Here is an 18,604-nt window from a genome sequence, read left to right as displayed (position 1 = left end):
ATTTTTTTGCTTAGACATATTGGTAAATTAATAATTTGTGTTAGCATGGGATTTAACACGAGTTTTAGGGGGACTTCATGACTGACAAACAAAAGGGATTCTTTTACGCAATTGCAGGGCCTGTTCTATGGGGATTCTCAGGCAGCATTGCACAATATCTTTTTACACAAGAAAATATTCCCACTCAGTGGATTGTTGGTATTCGATTGATTTTTGCCGGTTTAATGCTTGTTATTTGGTGTTACTTTGTAGATTCAAAGGAATTATTTTCCATTTTAAAAAAGCCTCGCTACATTATTCAATTGCTGGCTTTTGGATTATTAGGAATGCTACCAGCACAGTTTACCTATTTTATGGCTATCAAATATGGTAACGCACCGACTGCCACGGTCTTACAATTCTTAGGTCCATTGTTTATAATTGTTTATTTGTCATTAAGAAAATTACAAATGCCTAGGAGAATCGACATAATCTCAATTTTCTTAGCAATTCTTGGTACTTTTTTATTAGTTACTCATGGGCATTTAAATCAATTAATGCTTTCTCCGGCTGCCATTCTTTGGGGCGTTGGTGCAGGGATCAGTCAAGCCTCATATACCCTTTTACCACGCGAGCTATTAAGTAAATTCGATGCTCGAATCGTTACCGGTTGGTCAATGCTTTTAGGTGGCATCGTCTTCGCACCATTCGCTCATCTGACTCAAGTACCACATTTAACTGGTATCGCTTGGATCTGTATTATTTTTATTGTTACAGGTGGAACGATGTTCTCATATTTATTTTATTTACAAAGTCTCAATTATCTAACACCAGCGACCACCGGAATGTTGAGTGCTTTTGAACCTTTGACCGCAACTTTTTTAGCTGTCACTATTTTAAATACCAAAGTCAGTCCAGCTGAAATTGCTGGAGCTTTATTGATTTTAGGTATTACTTTCTTACAGGCACTTCCACCTAATTTATTTACTTTAAAAAGATATCAAAAAAATCATTCTTCTAATTAGAGGAATGATTTTTTCTTTACTTATAACCATTAGCTTTATTCAATTGTGTAAGATTTTCGTTAATATTATTATCAGCAGTATTAAGTGCTTGATCAATATCGCCACCATTATAAACAGTTTCCATAGCGACTTCTTCTAATTGACGAGTTAATTGCATCCCTTCCATCAAAACACCTGAATTAGAATAATTAGGCTTAGCTTTAGCCAATTGGTCTGCAGGAACTTTTGACTCAGGATTTTTAGCATATAAATCTTTTAGAATTTTTGTTTTTTGAGAATCCTTATTAAGTGCTAAGTAACCAGTTGATTTTTGCCATTGAGCTTGAACCTCTGGTTTCAATGTATATTTAATAAATTCAAATGCTCCGCGTTGAATATTCTTGGGTTTATCATTTGAGATCCAAAGCGCGGCACCACCAATTGATACTCCATTGGCTTTTTTGTTATCGGGATGTGGAAAATATGTAATTCCTAGATCATTTTTATTATCCTTAGTCAATTGACCAATACTTGCTGAGGATTGAATAAAAATGCCGACCTTATCAGACAAGAAACCTGCTGTTTGATTGGCACCAGCATTCGCACCAGAACCATAGTCTATGAAGTCCCCTGACTTGATATTTTCTCTGATCCAATTTAAAAATTCTACAGTATCTGGATTATTGATTTTGACCTTAGTGGGGTTACCCGTGTGTCCATCATTTTTGTTAGCCATTTGAGTTCCAGCATTTGCTAAGGCTTGTTCCATAAACCATCCATAGACTTGGACCGTCATTCCTTTTGTCTTGTGACCAGATTTTTCATAAAGTTCTTTAGCTACACGTGTGATGTCGCTGTAAGTTGGTGATACTGGTGGTGGAGTAATATTATATTTCTTCAAAAGACTGGCATTATAATACAGCACTGGTTGTGAAGTATTAAAAGGCATCGCTTGCTGTTTGCCGTTATTTGAATAAAAGGCTCTAGCTACTGGCAAAACTTTATTGACATCATAATTATCTTCATCAATAAAATCTTGCACTGGAGTCGTATAACCACTATGTATCATTTGAGCCGTAGCAATATCAAATGCCTGAAACACCGCTGGAGAAGTGTTTGTGTTATGTGTTTGAAGAATCTTTTGAATTGCTTCATCATAAGTACCTTGGTATTTAGGAACAACTTTGTACTTATTTTGTGACTTATTAAAACCATCAACAACTTGTTCCAAAGCATCTTCTGAAGGACCGCCCATTTCATGCCAAAAAACAATCTGTGTACGATTATCCTTAGTTGCTGATTTGGCAGAAAGCGATTTTCCAAAGACCGCTACTAATAAGACTCCTAAAACTAAAATCAGTGGTAAAACTAATTTCTTATATTTTGTCATTATTTAACAGCCCCCTCATTCATGCCTGACTTGAAATAATGTTGACCGATAAATAAAACTATAATAGTTGGAATAACAATAATAGCCGCACTAGCCTGAATCATTCCCCAATCATTAAATGTTTCTTCTGATTGTAATTGTTTCAAACCATTTTGAATAACCCGTGAATTATTACTAAAAGTTGTCAACATAGGCCATAAATATTGATTCCATGAACCTAAGAAACTATAAGCCCCAAGGGTTATCATGCTTATTTTGTTATACGGTAATACAATATTCCAATAAAATTGGAAATGATTTAGTCCTTCAATATCAGCTGCTTCTTTTAATTCAACTGGTGTCTGCATGAAAGATTGACGAAGCATAAAGGTCCCAAAGGCTGATGTTAAGAACGGGATAATCAAAACCGCATAATTATCAAGCAATCCCATTTGTTTAACTGTTGCAAAATTAGGGATAATTTCGGCTTCAAACGGAAGCATCATTGTAACCAAAAATAAAGTAAAAATTATCTTTCTAAATCTAAACTTCAAAAAAACAAACGCATAGGCACTCATGGAACAAAATAGTAATTGTGCAACCATCGTGATCGTCGAAATAACCAATGTATTAAGCAAGTATCTTAAAATGGGCGTTTTAGTAAATGCTGCTACATAGTTATCGAAAGAAAGATGCGTACTAAAAAGATTTCCTTTAGCAATATCCATTGTTGGTAATAAACTAGTCCAAATACCAATGAAAAACGGTGCCAGAATAATAACAGCTAAAGCAATTAATAAAAGATAATTGAAGGCTTTCTTTAGAGCTACACTTTCATCAAAATCTGTCATTAGTAATTTACCTTCTTCTCTAAGAATTTGAACTGTAATAAAGTGAAGAAAGCAATGATAACCGTTAAGATAATTGCTTCTGCACTTGATTTGGCATAATTACCACTATAAAAGGCATCCTTATAAATTCGATAAACTAGCATATTCGTAGCATTAGTTGGCCCACCTTTGGTAATAAGATCGATCAATCCAAAACTCTTAAAAGCATCGATAATAGTAATAGTTGATACAAAGAAAAGTGTTGGGGAAATCATTGGGATCGTAATATTGAAGAATTGAAATCTTGATGAAGCCCCCTCAACATCAGCAGCTTCATAAAGGGTACCGGGAACCGATTCAATCGCACCTAGTAAAATCAGGAAAGTAAATCCTAAATGCATCCAGACTGTTGTAATGATAACTGCCCACATAGCATTTGTTGGACTTGTTAGCCAATTAACTACTGGCAAATTTAGCCAACCACTCAAAAGAGCAAAAAATCCAGTTGAAGGATTAAAAATAAATAGCCAAAAGATTGCCGCTACTGCAACCGAAACTCCCATGGTAACAGAATATAATGTCCTAAAGATCCCTATTCCTGGTAGTTTTTGACTAGCTAAATTAGCCAATAATAATCCCATTGCAATCGTAATAATTGTTACTGCTATTACATAAAAGAAGGTTACCCACATACTAGAAACAAAATCAGGAGATGTTATTAATTTAATATAATTGTCTAATCCGACATATACCGTAGTCTTACCCAAAGTGTTAGTTAAAAATAAACTTATATAAAGTGTCTTAAACATTGGATAAAAAACAAAAATTCCCAAAAGCAACAGTGATGGTCCTAAGAAAATTGATGCAAAATACTTATCTTTAGCATTCAAACGAAAACCACGACGTTCTTTTATTTTAATTTTCTCTTTGGAAATGACATCTGTCGTTGAAGTTTTAAGCATTGATCAGATCCTCCGCTTTTGTGATATTTACACCATCACTGTTAAACAGCAAAATATTATTAGTGGCTGAAACATTGATTGTGTCATAAGCCTTAAAATCAGCATCACTAGTAACAATTACAGCAATTTCAACATTGTTATTACTCATTTTGGCATAAATAATTTTTTCATCGCCTAAATATTCAATCGTCTTAATTGATGCATTGGCTGATAATTCATCAGTTTTTTCTATAATTAATTCGGTGGGTCTGATTCCCACTGTAAAATTATCAACTGGAACTGGTTGATCAATTGTAATCTCAAAATCACCATTTACATTAATAACTCCATTAGATGTTTTCACAGCAGGTAAAATATTAATCGGTGGCACTCCAAAGAAACTAGCTACAAACTCATTAGCTGGATGCTTATAAATATCAGTTGGTGTACCAACTTGTTGGACTCTTGAGTCATTTAAAACCATGATATGATCTGCCATTGTCATAGCCTCTACTTGGTCATGCGTAACATAAATTAATGTAATTCCTAACTTACGTTGTAAAGCATAAATTTCTTGACGCATTTTAATTCTTAATTGAGCATCTAAATTAGATAGGGGTTCATCCATTAAACAGATCTTGGCATCACTAGCAACCGCACGAGCAAGAGCCACACGTTGCCTTTGACCACCGGATAGTTCACGAGGTTTTCTATCTTTTAATTCTTCCAAGTTGACCATTCTCAAGGCTTCATTGACCCTATTTTCAATGTCAGCTTGCGAAGTCTTTTTTCTAGCTTTTAGGCCAAAGGCAACGTTGTCCCAAACATTCAAAAATGGAAACAAAGCATAACTTTGAAAAACCATGGTTAAATTACGATCCTTAGGCGCTAAATCATTGATCACTTTATCATCAACACTGATTTCACCATCACTGATCTGCGTTAAACCAGCAATCATTCGTAATAAAGTACTTTTACCACAGCCAGATGGGCCAACTATTACAAAGAATTCCCCTGTTTGAATTTCTGCAGAAACATCATTCAAAACCATTTTTTCCGAATCATATTGCTTACATACATTCTTTAACACTGTTGACATTGCTCAAACCTCCAAATAAGTCGTTGGTTACAGTATGCAAAATGAATGTATATATATAATCTATTTCATGTAAATTTACTGTAAAAGAACTAATTCTAAACAAATGATTATTTTCGTTTGAAATCATTAATATACAAAAGAAGCCATATTGACTCGTATTCGGTCAATATAGCTTCTTTTGTATATACATTAATAATAGAATTAAGCCTATTTTTTGTTCTCATTTGCTTGATGTATTTTCTGAATCGAATTAATTACTAAGGGAAAACCAATATAAGGTAGCAAGCTCAACGCTCCCCAAATCAATTCTGCTTCAGAATTACCAGCTTTTAAACTACCTGTAGCATGAGCCTTAATTTGAAAATCAACATTCATAGTTATTAAAGCCGCCAACAAGTATCTTTCTCGATCTTTGATTGAAAGATTCCCTCGACTATAAAAATCACCAAAGAAATGTTTAGTTAACCAGTTTGGCAATAACTCACCTGCATTGGCTGGTAAATCTGCCATAAGATTCTTTATTTCATTTCCATACAATGGTTTTTGAAATTTTAAACCAGTTTCATAGGTGTCTTCTGACAAAGTAAAATGTTGACTATCATCAGTCGAAACTTCATTAAACACTTTCAATGCCAAATTTACCTTAACTAATCCTACGGCTGGACTTAACTGATAAAGAACTTCCCTAATAATTTCACTAGTTACTCCTGACTCTAAGGCAAGTTTGAAGTGTGTTTTGAGTTCATCTTCCGCCTGTAAAACGGTTAAAGCACTAATAATTGTTAGTTCCTGTTCTTCTTTTGATAGTGGATTGTTATCTCCAATCTCATTTTGGAATCCTTCAAGTAAACTTTTATAATCACGATCCATCAAATCACCTCTCTACAAAATGATATTACATTTGTTTAGTTGGGTAAATTGTAAATTCATTTACATTAACATCTTCCGGTTGATCAACCGCAAAATTAACCACTCTGGCAATTGCATCAGGTGAGATGCCAACTTGTTTATAAAACTCACCCATATTTTTTTTAGTATCCTCATCAGTGATTGTATGCAAAAGTTCTGTATTAATAGCTGCTGGGTAAAGGGTTGTCGTTCTGATATTAGTACCTTCTTGAGCACTTTCCATACGAATAACTTCCATCAAATTACGAACAGCAAATTTTGTAGCACCATAAACTCCTGAACCGGTGAAACTCTTGATACCAGCGACAGATGAGGTAGTAATAATATGTCCGGCCTTATTCTTTACAAAATCAGGCATTACTGCCGCAACACCGTTCAAGACACCTTTAATATTAATATCAATCATGTCGTTCCATTCTTTAGTATGTAAGGCACTAATTGGTGAGCTTGGCATGATACCAGCGTTATTAAAAATAACATCTAATCCACCAAATTCAGATTTAGCAAGTGATACAAGATCTGCTACCTTTTGTGCATTTCTAACATCAGTTACTTTATAGGCAGCCTGTCCTCCATCTTTTTTTATATCATCAACAATTTCTTGTAAACGACTTTCCCTTCGAGCGCCAAGAACTACCTTAGCACCATTTTGGGCTAATAATTTAGCACTAGCTTCACCAATTCCACTTGAAGCACCTGTAATTACAACAACTTTATCTTTTATCATAAATTTCTCCTATTAATAAAATGATGGTTTATCCCATTCCGTATCAGGTTCAACCACTCCAATATTTTGATGACTGTAAAGCAATGGATTTTTAACTATATCGGTGATCAACTGTGCCACCGCTTGTCGAGTCACTTGTGTTCCCTTATAAGGCTCCCCTTCAGGAACTATTTCATAATCTGTATTATTATTTTGGTCATATAACCAAGTCATTCTTAAAAACGTCACATCTAAATCTTGATCACATAAGGCAAAAGAAGCCTCTTTAATAGCACTATAATCACCGATCATCTGAGCATTCCACTGACCAAATTTTCCAACAACCTCATCAAAGATGCCCAAGCCACCAGCAACAATTAACCGTTTCACACCATTTTGTTTCATTGCTTTAACGATCTTTTGTGATGTAACCATACTGGGAACCGTTGCTAGATAAACAATATCTTGATCCTTTAGGACCGATGCTAATTCAGAGTAATTATCCCAATTTCCATCAATAATTCCAGCCTTGTCGGCATATTTCTTCAAACGATCATTAGCATTTCTAGCAAAAAGCGTTAATTGTACATCGGTTTGCGTTAACAAATCAGGTATCAAATAATGGCTAATTTGACTAGCTGCACCTAACAATAAAAATTTTTCCGTCATACTTACCTCTTATAATTTGTTATATTCTTCATCAGTAACCTTTTCGAGCCATTCTGATGTTCCTTTAGTTATTGCCACATGGCTGAACCAACTATCCTTAGTTGCTCCATGCCAATGTTTAACGCCTTCTTTGATAACGACGACGTCACCTTGTTTTAACAATTGAGCGGGTTTACCCCATTCTTGATACCAGCCATTTCCTCCAGTAACAAGTAAAATTTGGAATCCATCATGATGAATGTGCCAATCATTACGACAACCTGGTTCAAAAGTTACATTACCAACTCCAAAATCAATATTATCTTCCGGTGAAACTAAACCTTTCAAATAGCTTTGACCAATAAAATATTGGGCATAAGCCTCATTTTTATCTCCAACAGGAAATACTCCGTTAGTTTTTAATTCTTCATTTTTTGTCATAAATTAATCTTCCTTCCAAATTTCTTTTGCACGATTAAACGCACTCCAAGCCTTAGGCCAACCTGCATAAAATGATAGATGAGTAATTTCAGCTACGATTTCTTCTTTAGTAATTCCATTTTTCTTACCGATTTTTAAATGTGCATCTAATTGTTCAAGATTGCCTGCAGAAATAATACTTGCGATTGTTATGAGTGAACGATCATGTGCAGAAAGTTCGGATTCCTTACTCCAAACTTCTCCGAATAATACATCATCGTTTAATTTCGCAAATTGTGGAGCAAAATCTCCTAGTAAGTCATGTCCTGCTGTTTGTTTTGCCATAATCAATTCCTCCTCGTTTCGATAAATATATTAAACAACTTAAAGTTAACTTTAAGTCAAGAGGAATATTAAAATTATGCAAATATTTATTTTAAACTTAGACAGTGTATAAATATTGATTAGATTTCCATTTGATTGCACACAAAAACCCCTTAGATATACAGATTTTTTATTCAATCTGTATACCTAAAGGGCAATATATTCATATAATTGGAACAAAAGTTAGTTATCAGATGTTTTTTTATTTTATCTCTCTTCCAAATAACCATGATTCAAACTTTGAAGATAATCTGAGAACTGTTCATCATCTTCAATATGTCCGCCCATCTTACCTTTGTACCAATCCAACTTATCATTTAAAATTGTCCAACTATCTTGTAATTGTTGAAATTCAATCTCAAAACTACGACGAACGTCTTCTAATAATTCAATCCGCTGATTAATGGTTGAATCTCCCTCCGCACGCAATTTAACATACAATTTTAATTGCTCGATCGACATCCCGGTACTCTTCAAATGTAACAAGAAACGGACCCATCTAGCATCTTGATCAGTATAATAACGAACACCATTTTCTGTTCGATGGGGTTTGATCAATCCTTCTTTTTCATAATATCTCAGCGTAGGGCTATTCAGTCCTATCAATTCAGAAAAATCGCCAATTCGATATCTTTTTTCAATTTCTACAGGCATTCATTTCACCTCTACTTAAAGTTGGCTTCAAGTATAACACCTATTACAAATCAACTCCACCATCGACTCTTAAAACTTGTCCTGTAATAAAATCGTTCTCCATTAAATAGATATATGCAGAGGCTACCTCATCAATTTTGGCCACACGACCTAAAGGAACATTTTCAACTACATTATCTCTTTGTTGCGCCAATTGCTTCGAATCCATATTTCTCCAAAGACCAGTCGGTGTCCATGTCGGTGATACTGCATTAATCCTATTATTTGGCGCCATTTCCACGGCAACACCTTCAACCATAGTATTAATAGCTTGATTACCAATAATTGCACCTGAAGCATCATATGGATGACCACCTGAACCTGAAGTTAAAATTATTGAGCCGTGATACCTAAGGTGCTTACTAGCAATCTGAACTAATTGCAAATTGGCAAAAAATTTATCTTCAACTGCTTCACGAATTTCAGCAACTGTACTATTTAAAAAACCACCGCCCATTGCTCCACCTAACATTGAAACAATATGATCAAAGGCTCCATATTTTTCAAAGAACCGATCCAATTGTTTTTGGTCCTGAGCATCTAATGAACTGCCTTGAATATTATCGTCGTATCTCAATTCATTGACACGTTCTTGATCGCGTCCAATCACATAAACTTCAGCTTTCTTATGTTGGGCCATAATAGCAACTTCCTTACCAAAGCCGGAAGTACCACCGATAACAAGAACTTTATCATTTTCAAGACTCATATTAATTACCCTCAATCATTCATTAGATTTCAACGCACCGATCATATCGATATGTTGTAATTTTTTGTGTGTTACTAGCATAACAATAGCTGTAAAAATTATCATCAATAACGTGGCAACTAAATATCCTAGCCAACTGATCGTTAATGGGAAAATAACCTGTTCCGTCGCTGCCTGATTCAAAATATAGGCAGTTAATAGATTACCAACTCCATAACCAACAATAATTCCCACAATCGTCAAAATAATATTCTCTCTAACAATATACATTGTCACTTCATTATTATAGAATCCTAAAACTTTGATAGTTGATAACTCTCTAATTCTTTCAGAGACATTGATATTGGTTAAATTGTACAATACCACGAAAGACAAGACGCCAGATAAAAGAATAAAAATCAAAACAATTGGTTTCAAAGATGATGACATTTTTGATACTGTGCTTAAGACATCATGTGTATAACTGGTACCCATGACTGATCCTGATTTTAATAAGTTGTTGGCTAAAGTTTTCCTCTGCTTATTAGTTTGTTCTTTCAAATGCACTAATAATGTATTAGGGTCAACTTGCTTATCAAATTTTTGTTGATACAGACTTGGACTTAGGTATAGAAAATGACCAATGAAGTTTTCCGAAATTGCACCGACCTTCAATGTCACCTTCTTACCACCCGTCAGATTAACATGGATATTATCTCCTGATTTAACATTCAATAACTGAGCCGTTTTTTTCGATAATATCACGGAATGTTTATCTAAATTCGTTCCCAAATGAACAAATTTATCAAAATCCTTAACCGAATCCGGTGTATACACATTAACATCATTCACTTGTTTACCTGATGCCATTACCTTAGCAGTTGTCGAATTAATTGGTGTACTACTCCGATATTTCTTATCTTGTTTCAAAACGTTTTTTACTTTAGTAAAACTACCATCGTCATTTAATTTGACTACTGCCTGATAATCAAATATTTCAGAATACTGTCTATCCCCACTAGCTCCAATAGAGTTTTGAATACCAAATCCTGTCAATATCAGGGCTGTTCCACCTGCAATTCCAATAATCGTCATAAACATTCTGGATTTAAATCTAAACAGATTTCGATAACTAACTTTTCTATTGAAACTAAAGTGATTCCATAATGGCTTGATCCGTTCCAAAAGTATTTTCTTAGCCGATTTAGGTGATTTTGGCCTCATCAAAGCAGCGGGACCTTCAACTAATTCTTTTCTAATAACAATAATTGCTGCCCCTAATGTAGCCAAGAGTGAAAAGAACAAAGCAATTAAAATTGTATTCCACTGTAACCCAACTACCCAATCCATCGTTATATATTGTTTATATAATGCCAAAACAATTCGTGGCAGGGTTTCATTTCCAATAATTGCCCCTATAACAGCACCTATAACTCCAGCGGAAATGGCATAGTAATAATAATTTTTAGAAATTTCCCACTTTGTATAACCTAATGCTTTAAAGGTTCCTATCTCACTACGAGCTTCCTCAACCATTCTAGTAATAGTTGTGAATGTAATTAATGCAGCAATTAAGAAGAAGAAAACTGGGAATACATTGGCAATGGCTGCGATACGATCGGAGCTTTCACCATAAGCAGAGAACCCAGCTAAATCCTCACGAGTTTGCCAAGTATAGGTAGTTTTGGCTTGTTTTAAAATTTTAATCCGAGCGGAATTCAATTGGATCTGTTGCTGATTAGTCGCTTGAACATCAATCGATCTTTGCTTATCAAGCAAAAACTGTTGTTGATCCAGTGACGTTAAAGCATCACTGGCAACCTCATTAGTTCTTTGGCTAGCTCGATTTCTAAATTCGTGCTTTAGTAATTTTAACTTCTTAGCAACAGCATTTTTGTAATCATCACTGAAGGTATTCATTTTCTTTAATGAATTAAAATGCAAGTTGAGCACTGTTCCGACCGTCAAGCCCAATTCTGCTTCAGGAATATAAGCAAATAACTGTACCTGTCCATCGGCAATATTGGTTGAACCACGAGATTGATTATCAATGTACTGTGGCGAATCAGCAAAACCAACAATTTTATAAGAACGATTATTCATTTCAGAATCCTTATCAAATTTAAATTGCTGGCCCAATTTGTAACCATACTTGGTCTTAGCTCTACTATCCAAAACAATCTCATTATTATTATGTGGTAATCGACCACTACGCATTATTAAACGATTTTGTTTTGAGTTAGGATTATATCCATATAAAGCAATAGCTACTTTATCTTTACCACCAATCACATATTTCAATTTTGTTGCTTCAACTTGTGCTCCTGGAACTTTACGGGCCAATTCAAGGTCAGATTGATCAAAACCAGTTGATGAAACAACTTGAATATCAGACAAATTTTTATTATTTACCGTCTTATTCAATGAATCATTCAAACTAGGACCAGCCGCCTTGACCCCAACAAAAATCAAAACGCCCAACATAATGATTAAGATGATGGCAATAAAACGTCCTTTGGACTTTTGTATATCACGCCACATATTTCTTGTCAGTGGATTCATCTAATCACCTACCATTCGATATCTTTCACTGGAGTTGGAAACGGATTGTCTTCAATTGATTGAATCTTACTATCATGAATCCTAATTACACGATCTGCCATTTTGGCTAGAGCCGAATTATGAGTTATCACGATAACTGTTTTATTATCCAAATGACTGGCATTTTGTAATAAAGTAAGAACTTGTTTTCCAGTTTCATAATCTAGTGCACCAGTTGGCTCATCACAAAGCAATAGTTTTGGATTTTTAGCCAAGGCCCGTGCAATAGCTACACGTTGTTGTTCTCCACCAGAAAGCTGTGATGGAAAATTATCTATTCGATCTCCCAACCCAACTGCTTGAAGAGTTCTAGTTGCATCCAGAGCATCCTTAACAATAGCGGAGGCTAATTCAACATTTTCTTTCGTAGTTAAGTTTGGTATCAAATTATAAAATTGAAAAATAAAACCGACATCATTTCGACGATAAGTCGTTAATTCTCGTTCAGAAAACTGGGCAATATCTGTTCCATCAATAATAACTCGACCATCACTAGGAGTATCCATACCACCCAAGATGTTTAAGACCGTTGATTTACCAGCACCACTGGGACCCAGAATAACTGTTAGTTTTCCCTGATCGACATCAAATGAAAGATTGTTATTCGCATAAATTGTTGTCTCTCCCATTTGATATTTTTTTGATTCGTTTCTAACCTCAATGTATGCCATTATTTTCCTCACCCTTCTTAGTTAATATCTATTATAGTAGAAAGCGAATACAACATTAAGGCAAAATATTATAAATACTTTTATTCTAAATACTCAAATATACTAAAAAATAGTCTGTATTGAAATCAACCATGTTTTTTCAAGCATGTTTAATAATCAATACAGACTATTTATTTTGAAAGATTAAAATCATTTAACATAAATCAATTACTGGTTTTCTACTCTCTTCTACCAAATATTAACTCGTTGTTCTTTATCTAACCACATTCCATCGCCTGATTTAACATCAAAGGCATCATAGAATTCATCCATGTTTTGAGCCATAACATTGGCACGTAATGGTGCTGGTGAATGAACATCTATCGACAAGAACATTTCTGTCAATTGTTTAGTTGACTTATTTCTCCAAACTCTTGCCCAATTGATAAAGAACTTCTTAACATCAAAGTCACTCTCAGACTTAGCTGCTTCTAAAGCACAACGTAGTCCTCCAACATCAGCGACATTTTCACTAACGACCAAGGTACCATTGACCTTGCCGTTAGCATATGGAATACCATCAAATTCAGAGATCATCTTTTGAGTCAAAGTCTTAAACTTAGCGTAGTCTTCTTTAGTCCACCAATTATTCATATTTCCATACTCATCAAATTGGGCACCATTATTATCAAAAGCATGTGAAATTTCATGGGCAATGACTGCACCAATTCCACCAAAATTTTCACTGCTTGTTTGATTCAGACTATAAAACGGTGCTTGTAAAATAGCAGCTGGAAAAGTAATGTCATTTCTTGATGGATCATAGCAAGCATTGACCATATGTCCTGGCATCAACCATTTTGTACGGTCAACTGGTTTATGATATTGATCCAAAGAATTTTGAGTAATGATTTTTCTTAGACGTGAAACATTATCATACAATGAATCATTCTCATTAATCTCAAATTTACTATAAATATCATCAATCTTATCAGGATAACCAACTTTGATAACGATCTTGTCTAACTTAACAATTGCCTTTTTCTTAGTATCTTCACTCAACCAATTATTATTGGATAGTCTTTGTTCATAGATAGAGATCATTTTTTTGACCATACTACGAACATCTTCCTTAGCCTTTTCACCAAAGTACTTCTTACCATAATAGACGCCCACAACTTCGCTAAACATTCCTGCTGCAAAATTATATGCATATTTAGTCCTATTCTTCAATTCCTTGGCACCACTTAGAGCCAAATTATACTCGCCAATAGTTTGGCGGAATTCTTCATCAAGAATTGAAGCATTACCAGTTAGAAACTTAACCATCATCCAAGCTTTAATATTTTCAAAGGTTTCATCATTGACTAATTTTCCAAGGTTATCCAAATATCTTGGTTCCTCAATAATAACCTTTTCAGGGGTATCATTTATCAAATCAACGACTAAACTCCTCAAATCAAGATTATTTGATTTGGCAACGAAATCAGAAAAGTCCATCGGATTATAAACCTTAGTATAATCAGCCCACTCTTCTGAACTCTTAACAATTGGTACCAATGATTTATCAAAGGACAATGCCTTCTCAACAATTACCTTTGCGTCATCTAACTTATAGCCAATCATGGATAACAAACGCCCCGCAACTTCAGCATACTTAGCTAACAATTGCTTACCGGACTCATTATCCTCATCATAGTAGGTCTTATCAGGAAGGATCAAGCTTGCACCTTGAACATAAACAACGTTTTTAGAGGTATCCTTCATATCAGCTTCAATTCCAATATCAATTGGCAATGGAAAACCATCTTTTGAAAGGTCAGCCAAATTATCACTTAAATCTTTTAAACTTTCTAAATCATTGATTCTTTGAATATCTTTCAAAATTGGTTGTTGATGAAACTTACTTAAATGATCTACATTATTAGCTAAACGATATAATTTAATCGCCTGTAACATTAAATCATCATTAATCTCATTTTCATTATTTGCAAATTCATGGAAGTCTTTCATAAGTGTCTTTTCAACACCCTCATCGAGATCAGAAAAACCACCAGTACGTGATTTATCAGCTGGAATTTCAGCATTCTCTTGCCATGCACCATTAACAGCCAAATACAAATTATCTTTATAATCGGCTGGTTTAGCATCTACCATATCCCCTGCTCCGCCGATAACTTTATTAATTAACAATATTTTCACCGCCATTAGTTTTTAGTGACTACTATATCACTAAATTTATTTTATTAGAATATTTATCGTTCGTAAACCATTGCTAGAATAACATAGATGTAATAAAAAAGATGAGACATTAGCCTCACCTTTTTATCTAATAACGCTCACTGAGCATCTAGAATTATTAACAATTTTAGCAGCCTGCGAACCAATAGTATTTCGGGTGCGATTTTTTTCTTCCACACCAACAATAACCAAATCTGGTTCAAATTTGGGAATAACTCGATCAACGATGGTTGAACCCGGTGCACCTTCTGTCACCATCAAATGAACATCCTTAACTCCAAATTCTTCGGCCTTTTGACCATATATCTCAAGTAATTCTTTTATTTCTTCACGACGTTCTTTTAACACAGCTGGATCTAGTGACTGAAAAATATTCAGATCGCCTGTCTCCAACACTGAAACTATTCCTAGTTCAGCATCATGATGTCTAGCTAATGAACAAGCATAATTAAAGGCATTCTTCGATGATACAAAATCATCTGAATCAACACAAATCAAAATCTTAGAATAGTCTACTTTTTTTACTTTGTATTCTTTTATTTCGTCCATCAACAAAACCTCCTAAATTATTCGAAATCGCGTCCTTTATTTTCATGGAAATATTGATCAAATCTCTTAACATAATTATGGAACATATACGTCAAAAGTAACCAACGTCTCAATGATCTATCTTTATCATAGAAAACAGTGGTGCCAACACGATCTTGTTTGATCAATTCATCAGCATACTTTGTTGCTTCATTTTCAGCAGCATACTTGTTGAAGACCTTAACAGGAACACCTAGCCAAAGTTTATGTTGAGCTTTGTTCTTATTGGCATAAACAGTTGGTTCATTCTCTAAGCTGCCTTCAACATAATCTTCTACGACATATTTAGCAAGATTATAGCCATTCAAGGTCACAAAGAAACTACTTCTACCTTGACGCAAATTAATCTCAAAGAATTTGAATGTATCATCACGAGAATCATACTTCATATCAAAGTTTGCATAACCCGTGAATTCAATATCTTCAAGGAATTTTTGAACACGATCATAAACGTCTTGATTGAATTCTGGAATAATTGCTACATAATTACCAATTGATTGAGGCGTTGGATCTTCCAAAATTGGATGTCCTAAACACATCATCTTGACATGATGTTCTTGATCTACATAAGCATTCAAAACACGCATGTTAGAGTCATCACCTGGAATGAAATCTTGGAGAATCAAATCAGACGTATAACCATTATCATAAATCTTACCAACGATACTCATATATTCATCTTGTGAATGAATTGTGAAAGCCTTTTTACGACCCTCAAAATGAATATCCAACCATTCAACACTATTTGCGGGTTTCAATGCTACTGGAAAATCAAATGGAACATCCATATCTGTCTTATTCTCATACATATCTTTAGTAATAATTTTAGTCAATGGATGTGGCAAACCATGTTTGTCAGCAACATCGTAGAAACTCTCTTTATTGTTCAACGATTTTAATAAATCATAATCAACATATGGGCAGACAAATGTCTTAGATAATTCATCTTTATGTTTGCTAATAAGTTCGGCATAACCATCCCCACAGCCAATCAAAATGACTGGTTCATCATGGTTTTGGTAAACTTTTGCAATTTCACGCATTGTTTCAATAAAGACTGGATCTTCAGAGAAACCTGAGTGAAGAGTTAGATTTAAAATTTTTGTATATCTTGTAGGCGCCAATTGGATATCGGCATAGGCCTGAACAGTGCCCCCATATAGTTCGTGGAAAGCTCGAGCCATTCCGTAAACATTCATGTCACTACCTAATAATATAGGTGTGAATTTTTTTCCTGATTCAGTTTCGATAGGGATCAACCTCTTACTATATTAATTCTATTTTTAATTTCTCACACATTTCAAACAAAATTATACCATACTCAATTTATCACAACGAGTTAACCAACGGTATTTAATTAGTTAGACTTATTATTTTCTTAATTTATAATATAAAAATGCCTTCATATAGGCATTTTTAGAATAATATCTTTTCATAACGTATAACTATTTTATATGAAAGTATTCAATAAATAAGGTAACGCCATAACGGTAAAAAAATAACGTACATTTTAATATATACGTTATCTTTTCCAACTATGATCTCACTATATCCACTTTATCAGAATCAATAAACTCATTATGTGATACCCGATAATACCTATGACCCTTAATAATTGCTACCTCATCTGTGTCCCAGGTACTTAAAGCTCCTAAACCACGGTTACTGATCTCTCTAGCATGGCTATCAACCAAAGTGGTCATTAGAACATCTTTAGTTTTAACTCGATTCTTTACATCTTTGTAAAGATAAACATCATCAGATTTGACCCAATCATCACCAGCCACATGATAATATTTATTATTAGAAATCTTCAATATTTTATCACTTAGCCATCCATCACCCTGACTCAAAACATGCTTTCTAACTTGTCCACTTACATCATATAGTTTAGCATTCTTTAAATCCGAATGAAGAGCCACATAATTATTATTCTCTGAAACACTACTATCGGTTTTCAAAACAGTCTTCTTTTTTTCTGGAATTGGTGTATATGTAACTGTATCTACACTTGATAATCTATTTTTTAATGTCATTACCGAAATAGTCTTCTTGTCAACAGTATATCCTGTTCGTTCAGGAACAACTAAATCAAAAGTACTTCCCACATATTCCGGTTGGAGCTTTTTAGGGACTACTATTCCTAAATTATCATCCAAATTATTTGTAACCTGGACAATATAGGGGCCATGATATTCTTCCATCGGTTTTACGACCCATTCACCTTTGTTTTCACACGATAATAAATCTGATGAACTAATTCCCATCTTATTCTCAGGTTTAGGATTATTAACAGTCCCTTTGCCAATATTTATCCATGTTTTTTCAATTAACTTAGAGTCATTTTTTTGATCCTTAGAAGTAACAAAATTTTTCCCCAATTTTAGGGTTTTCAAAGCATCGACTGACTCAAATACATTTTTCATACTTTTGACATTTCTTGTATCAAAAGTAGATAAATCTAATTCCTCAAGTGATTCACAACCTGCAAACATCCCATCCATATCAGTAACTTGACTAGTATCAAACTTAGTAAGATCTAGGGCCTTCAAATTACTACATCCATTAAACATATTCGACATATCTTCAACTTTACTTGTATCCAAATCTGATAAATCAAGACTTTTTAACGACCGACAATTTAAAAACATCCGACTCATATTCGTAACTTGGCTAGTATCCATGTATACAATCCCCTTATTTCTAAATTAAAAATTCCCCAATTTAAAAATCAATAGCTTTACTATATCAAATTATCCTTTAACATAAATACTTTTTAGAATGTTTGTAAGCACCTAATAACCGACCGTCTATGATTTAGGCGGAATTCGAATTATGATTATCTCATCAAACA

General features: G+C 34.2%; 18 protein-coding genes. 1 reads left to right on the top strand and 17 read right to left on the bottom strand.

Annotation, left to right across the window (positions count from 1 at the left end; genetic code table 11):
• Nucleotides 1-77: 77 nt before the first annotated feature.
• Nucleotides 78-1,004, top strand: a complete 927-nt coding sequence (locus CBP76_RS05345) for a DMT family transporter (RefSeq protein ID WP_102195910.1) — start codon at nucleotides 78-80, stop codon at nucleotides 1,002-1,004.
• A 16-nt stretch (nucleotides 1,005-1,020) separates the two neighbouring features.
• On the opposite strand, the gene CBP76_RS05340 is transcribed toward CBP76_RS05345, so the two are convergent.
• The 17 genes from CBP76_RS05340 to CBP76_RS05260 form a co-directional block, all read right to left on the bottom strand.
• Nucleotides 1,021-2,373: an ABC transporter substrate-binding protein gene (locus CBP76_RS05340; protein ID WP_102195909.1), complete on the bottom strand. Its 1,353-nt coding sequence runs from the start codon at nucleotides 2,371-2,373 to the stop codon at nucleotides 1,021-1,023.
• On the bottom strand, nucleotides 2,373-3,203 hold the full coding sequence (locus tag CBP76_RS05335) for a carbohydrate ABC transporter permease (protein WP_102195908.1): 831 nt from the start codon (nucleotides 3,201-3,203) through the stop codon (nucleotides 2,373-2,375). The genes CBP76_RS05340 and CBP76_RS05335 overlap by 1 nt, the downstream gene beginning before the upstream one ends.
• Nucleotides 3,203-4,144: a carbohydrate ABC transporter permease gene (locus CBP76_RS05330; protein ID WP_102195907.1), complete on the bottom strand. Its 942-nt coding sequence runs from the start codon at nucleotides 4,142-4,144 to the stop codon at nucleotides 3,203-3,205. The genes CBP76_RS05335 and CBP76_RS05330 overlap by 1 nt, the downstream gene beginning before the upstream one ends.
• Nucleotides 4,137-5,222 carry an ABC transporter ATP-binding protein gene (locus tag CBP76_RS05325; RefSeq protein WP_102195906.1) on the bottom strand — a complete coding sequence of 362 codons (1,086 nt, stop codon included), beginning with the start codon at nucleotides 5,220-5,222 and terminating at the stop codon, nucleotides 4,137-4,139. The genes CBP76_RS05330 and CBP76_RS05325 overlap by 8 nt, the downstream gene beginning before the upstream one ends.
• A gap of 207 nt (nucleotides 5,223-5,429) precedes the next feature.
• Nucleotides 5,430-6,092, bottom strand: a complete 663-nt coding sequence (locus CBP76_RS05320) for a carboxymuconolactone decarboxylase family protein (RefSeq protein WP_102195905.1) — start codon at nucleotides 6,090-6,092, stop codon at nucleotides 5,430-5,432.
• Between the two features lie 25 nt (nucleotides 6,093-6,117).
• Complete coding sequence (locus tag CBP76_RS05315; protein WP_102195904.1) at nucleotides 6,118-6,858, bottom strand: SDR family oxidoreductase; 741 nt, start codon at nucleotides 6,856-6,858, stop codon at nucleotides 6,118-6,120.
• Nucleotides 6,859-6,870: 12 nt separating this feature from the next.
• Nucleotides 6,871-7,506 (bottom strand): NAD(P)H-binding protein, encoded by a 636-nt coding sequence (locus CBP76_RS05310; RefSeq protein WP_102195903.1) that lies wholly within the window; start codon nucleotides 7,504-7,506, stop codon nucleotides 6,871-6,873.
• A 9-nt stretch (nucleotides 7,507-7,515) separates the two neighbouring features.
• Complete coding sequence (locus CBP76_RS05305; RefSeq protein WP_102195902.1) at nucleotides 7,516-7,926, bottom strand: cupin domain-containing protein; 411 nt, start codon at nucleotides 7,924-7,926, stop codon at nucleotides 7,516-7,518.
• A 3-nt stretch (nucleotides 7,927-7,929) separates the two neighbouring features.
• Nucleotides 7,930-8,250, bottom strand: coding sequence for a carboxymuconolactone decarboxylase family protein (locus tag CBP76_RS05300; RefSeq protein ID WP_166667193.1), 321 nt, complete (start codon nucleotides 8,248-8,250; stop codon nucleotides 7,930-7,932).
• 246 nt (nucleotides 8,251-8,496) lie between these two features.
• Nucleotides 8,497-8,943 (bottom strand): MerR family transcriptional regulator, encoded by a 447-nt coding sequence (locus CBP76_RS05295; RefSeq protein ID WP_102195901.1) that lies wholly within the window; start codon nucleotides 8,941-8,943, stop codon nucleotides 8,497-8,499.
• A gap of 43 nt (nucleotides 8,944-8,986) precedes the next feature.
• Nucleotides 8,987-9,691 (bottom strand): SDR family oxidoreductase, encoded by a 705-nt coding sequence (locus tag CBP76_RS05290; RefSeq protein ID WP_102195900.1) that lies wholly within the window; start codon nucleotides 9,689-9,691, stop codon nucleotides 8,987-8,989.
• 15 nt (nucleotides 9,692-9,706) lie between these two features.
• Nucleotides 9,707-12,232 (bottom strand): ABC transporter permease, encoded by a 2,526-nt coding sequence (locus tag CBP76_RS05285; protein ID WP_102195899.1) that lies wholly within the window; start codon nucleotides 12,230-12,232, stop codon nucleotides 9,707-9,709.
• A gap of 8 nt (nucleotides 12,233-12,240) precedes the next feature.
• Nucleotides 12,241-12,942, bottom strand: coding sequence for an ABC transporter ATP-binding protein (locus CBP76_RS05280; protein WP_102195898.1), 702 nt, complete (start codon nucleotides 12,940-12,942; stop codon nucleotides 12,241-12,243).
• A gap of 228 nt (nucleotides 12,943-13,170) precedes the next feature.
• Nucleotides 13,171-15,078 carry a M13 family metallopeptidase gene (locus CBP76_RS05275; RefSeq protein WP_166667195.1) on the bottom strand — a complete coding sequence of 636 codons (1,908 nt, stop codon included), beginning with the start codon at nucleotides 15,076-15,078 and terminating at the stop codon, nucleotides 13,171-13,173.
• A 168-nt stretch (nucleotides 15,079-15,246) separates the two neighbouring features.
• Complete coding sequence (locus tag CBP76_RS05270; RefSeq protein WP_102195897.1) at nucleotides 15,247-15,711, bottom strand: universal stress protein; 465 nt, start codon at nucleotides 15,709-15,711, stop codon at nucleotides 15,247-15,249.
• 17 nt (nucleotides 15,712-15,728) lie between these two features.
• The gene (locus CBP76_RS05265) at nucleotides 15,729-16,949 is read right to left on the bottom strand and encodes a carboxylate--amine ligase (RefSeq protein ID WP_102195951.1); all 1,221 of its coding nucleotides are present in this window, start codon (nucleotides 16,947-16,949) and stop codon (nucleotides 15,729-15,731) included.
• Between the two features lie 336 nt (nucleotides 16,950-17,285).
• The gene (locus CBP76_RS05260) at nucleotides 17,286-18,443 is read right to left on the bottom strand and encodes a BspA family leucine-rich repeat surface protein (RefSeq protein ID WP_342746073.1); all 1,158 of its coding nucleotides are present in this window, start codon (nucleotides 18,441-18,443) and stop codon (nucleotides 17,286-17,288) included.
• Between the last annotated feature and the right edge of the window lie 161 nt (nucleotides 18,444-18,604).

Source organism: Companilactobacillus nuruki (assembly GCF_002872255.1).
GTDB lineage: Bacteria > Bacillota > Bacilli > Lactobacillales > Lactobacillaceae > Companilactobacillus > Companilactobacillus nuruki.
The sequence above is the reverse complement of the archived record's forward strand: the minus strand, read 5'-3'. Positions and strand labels throughout refer to the sequence as shown.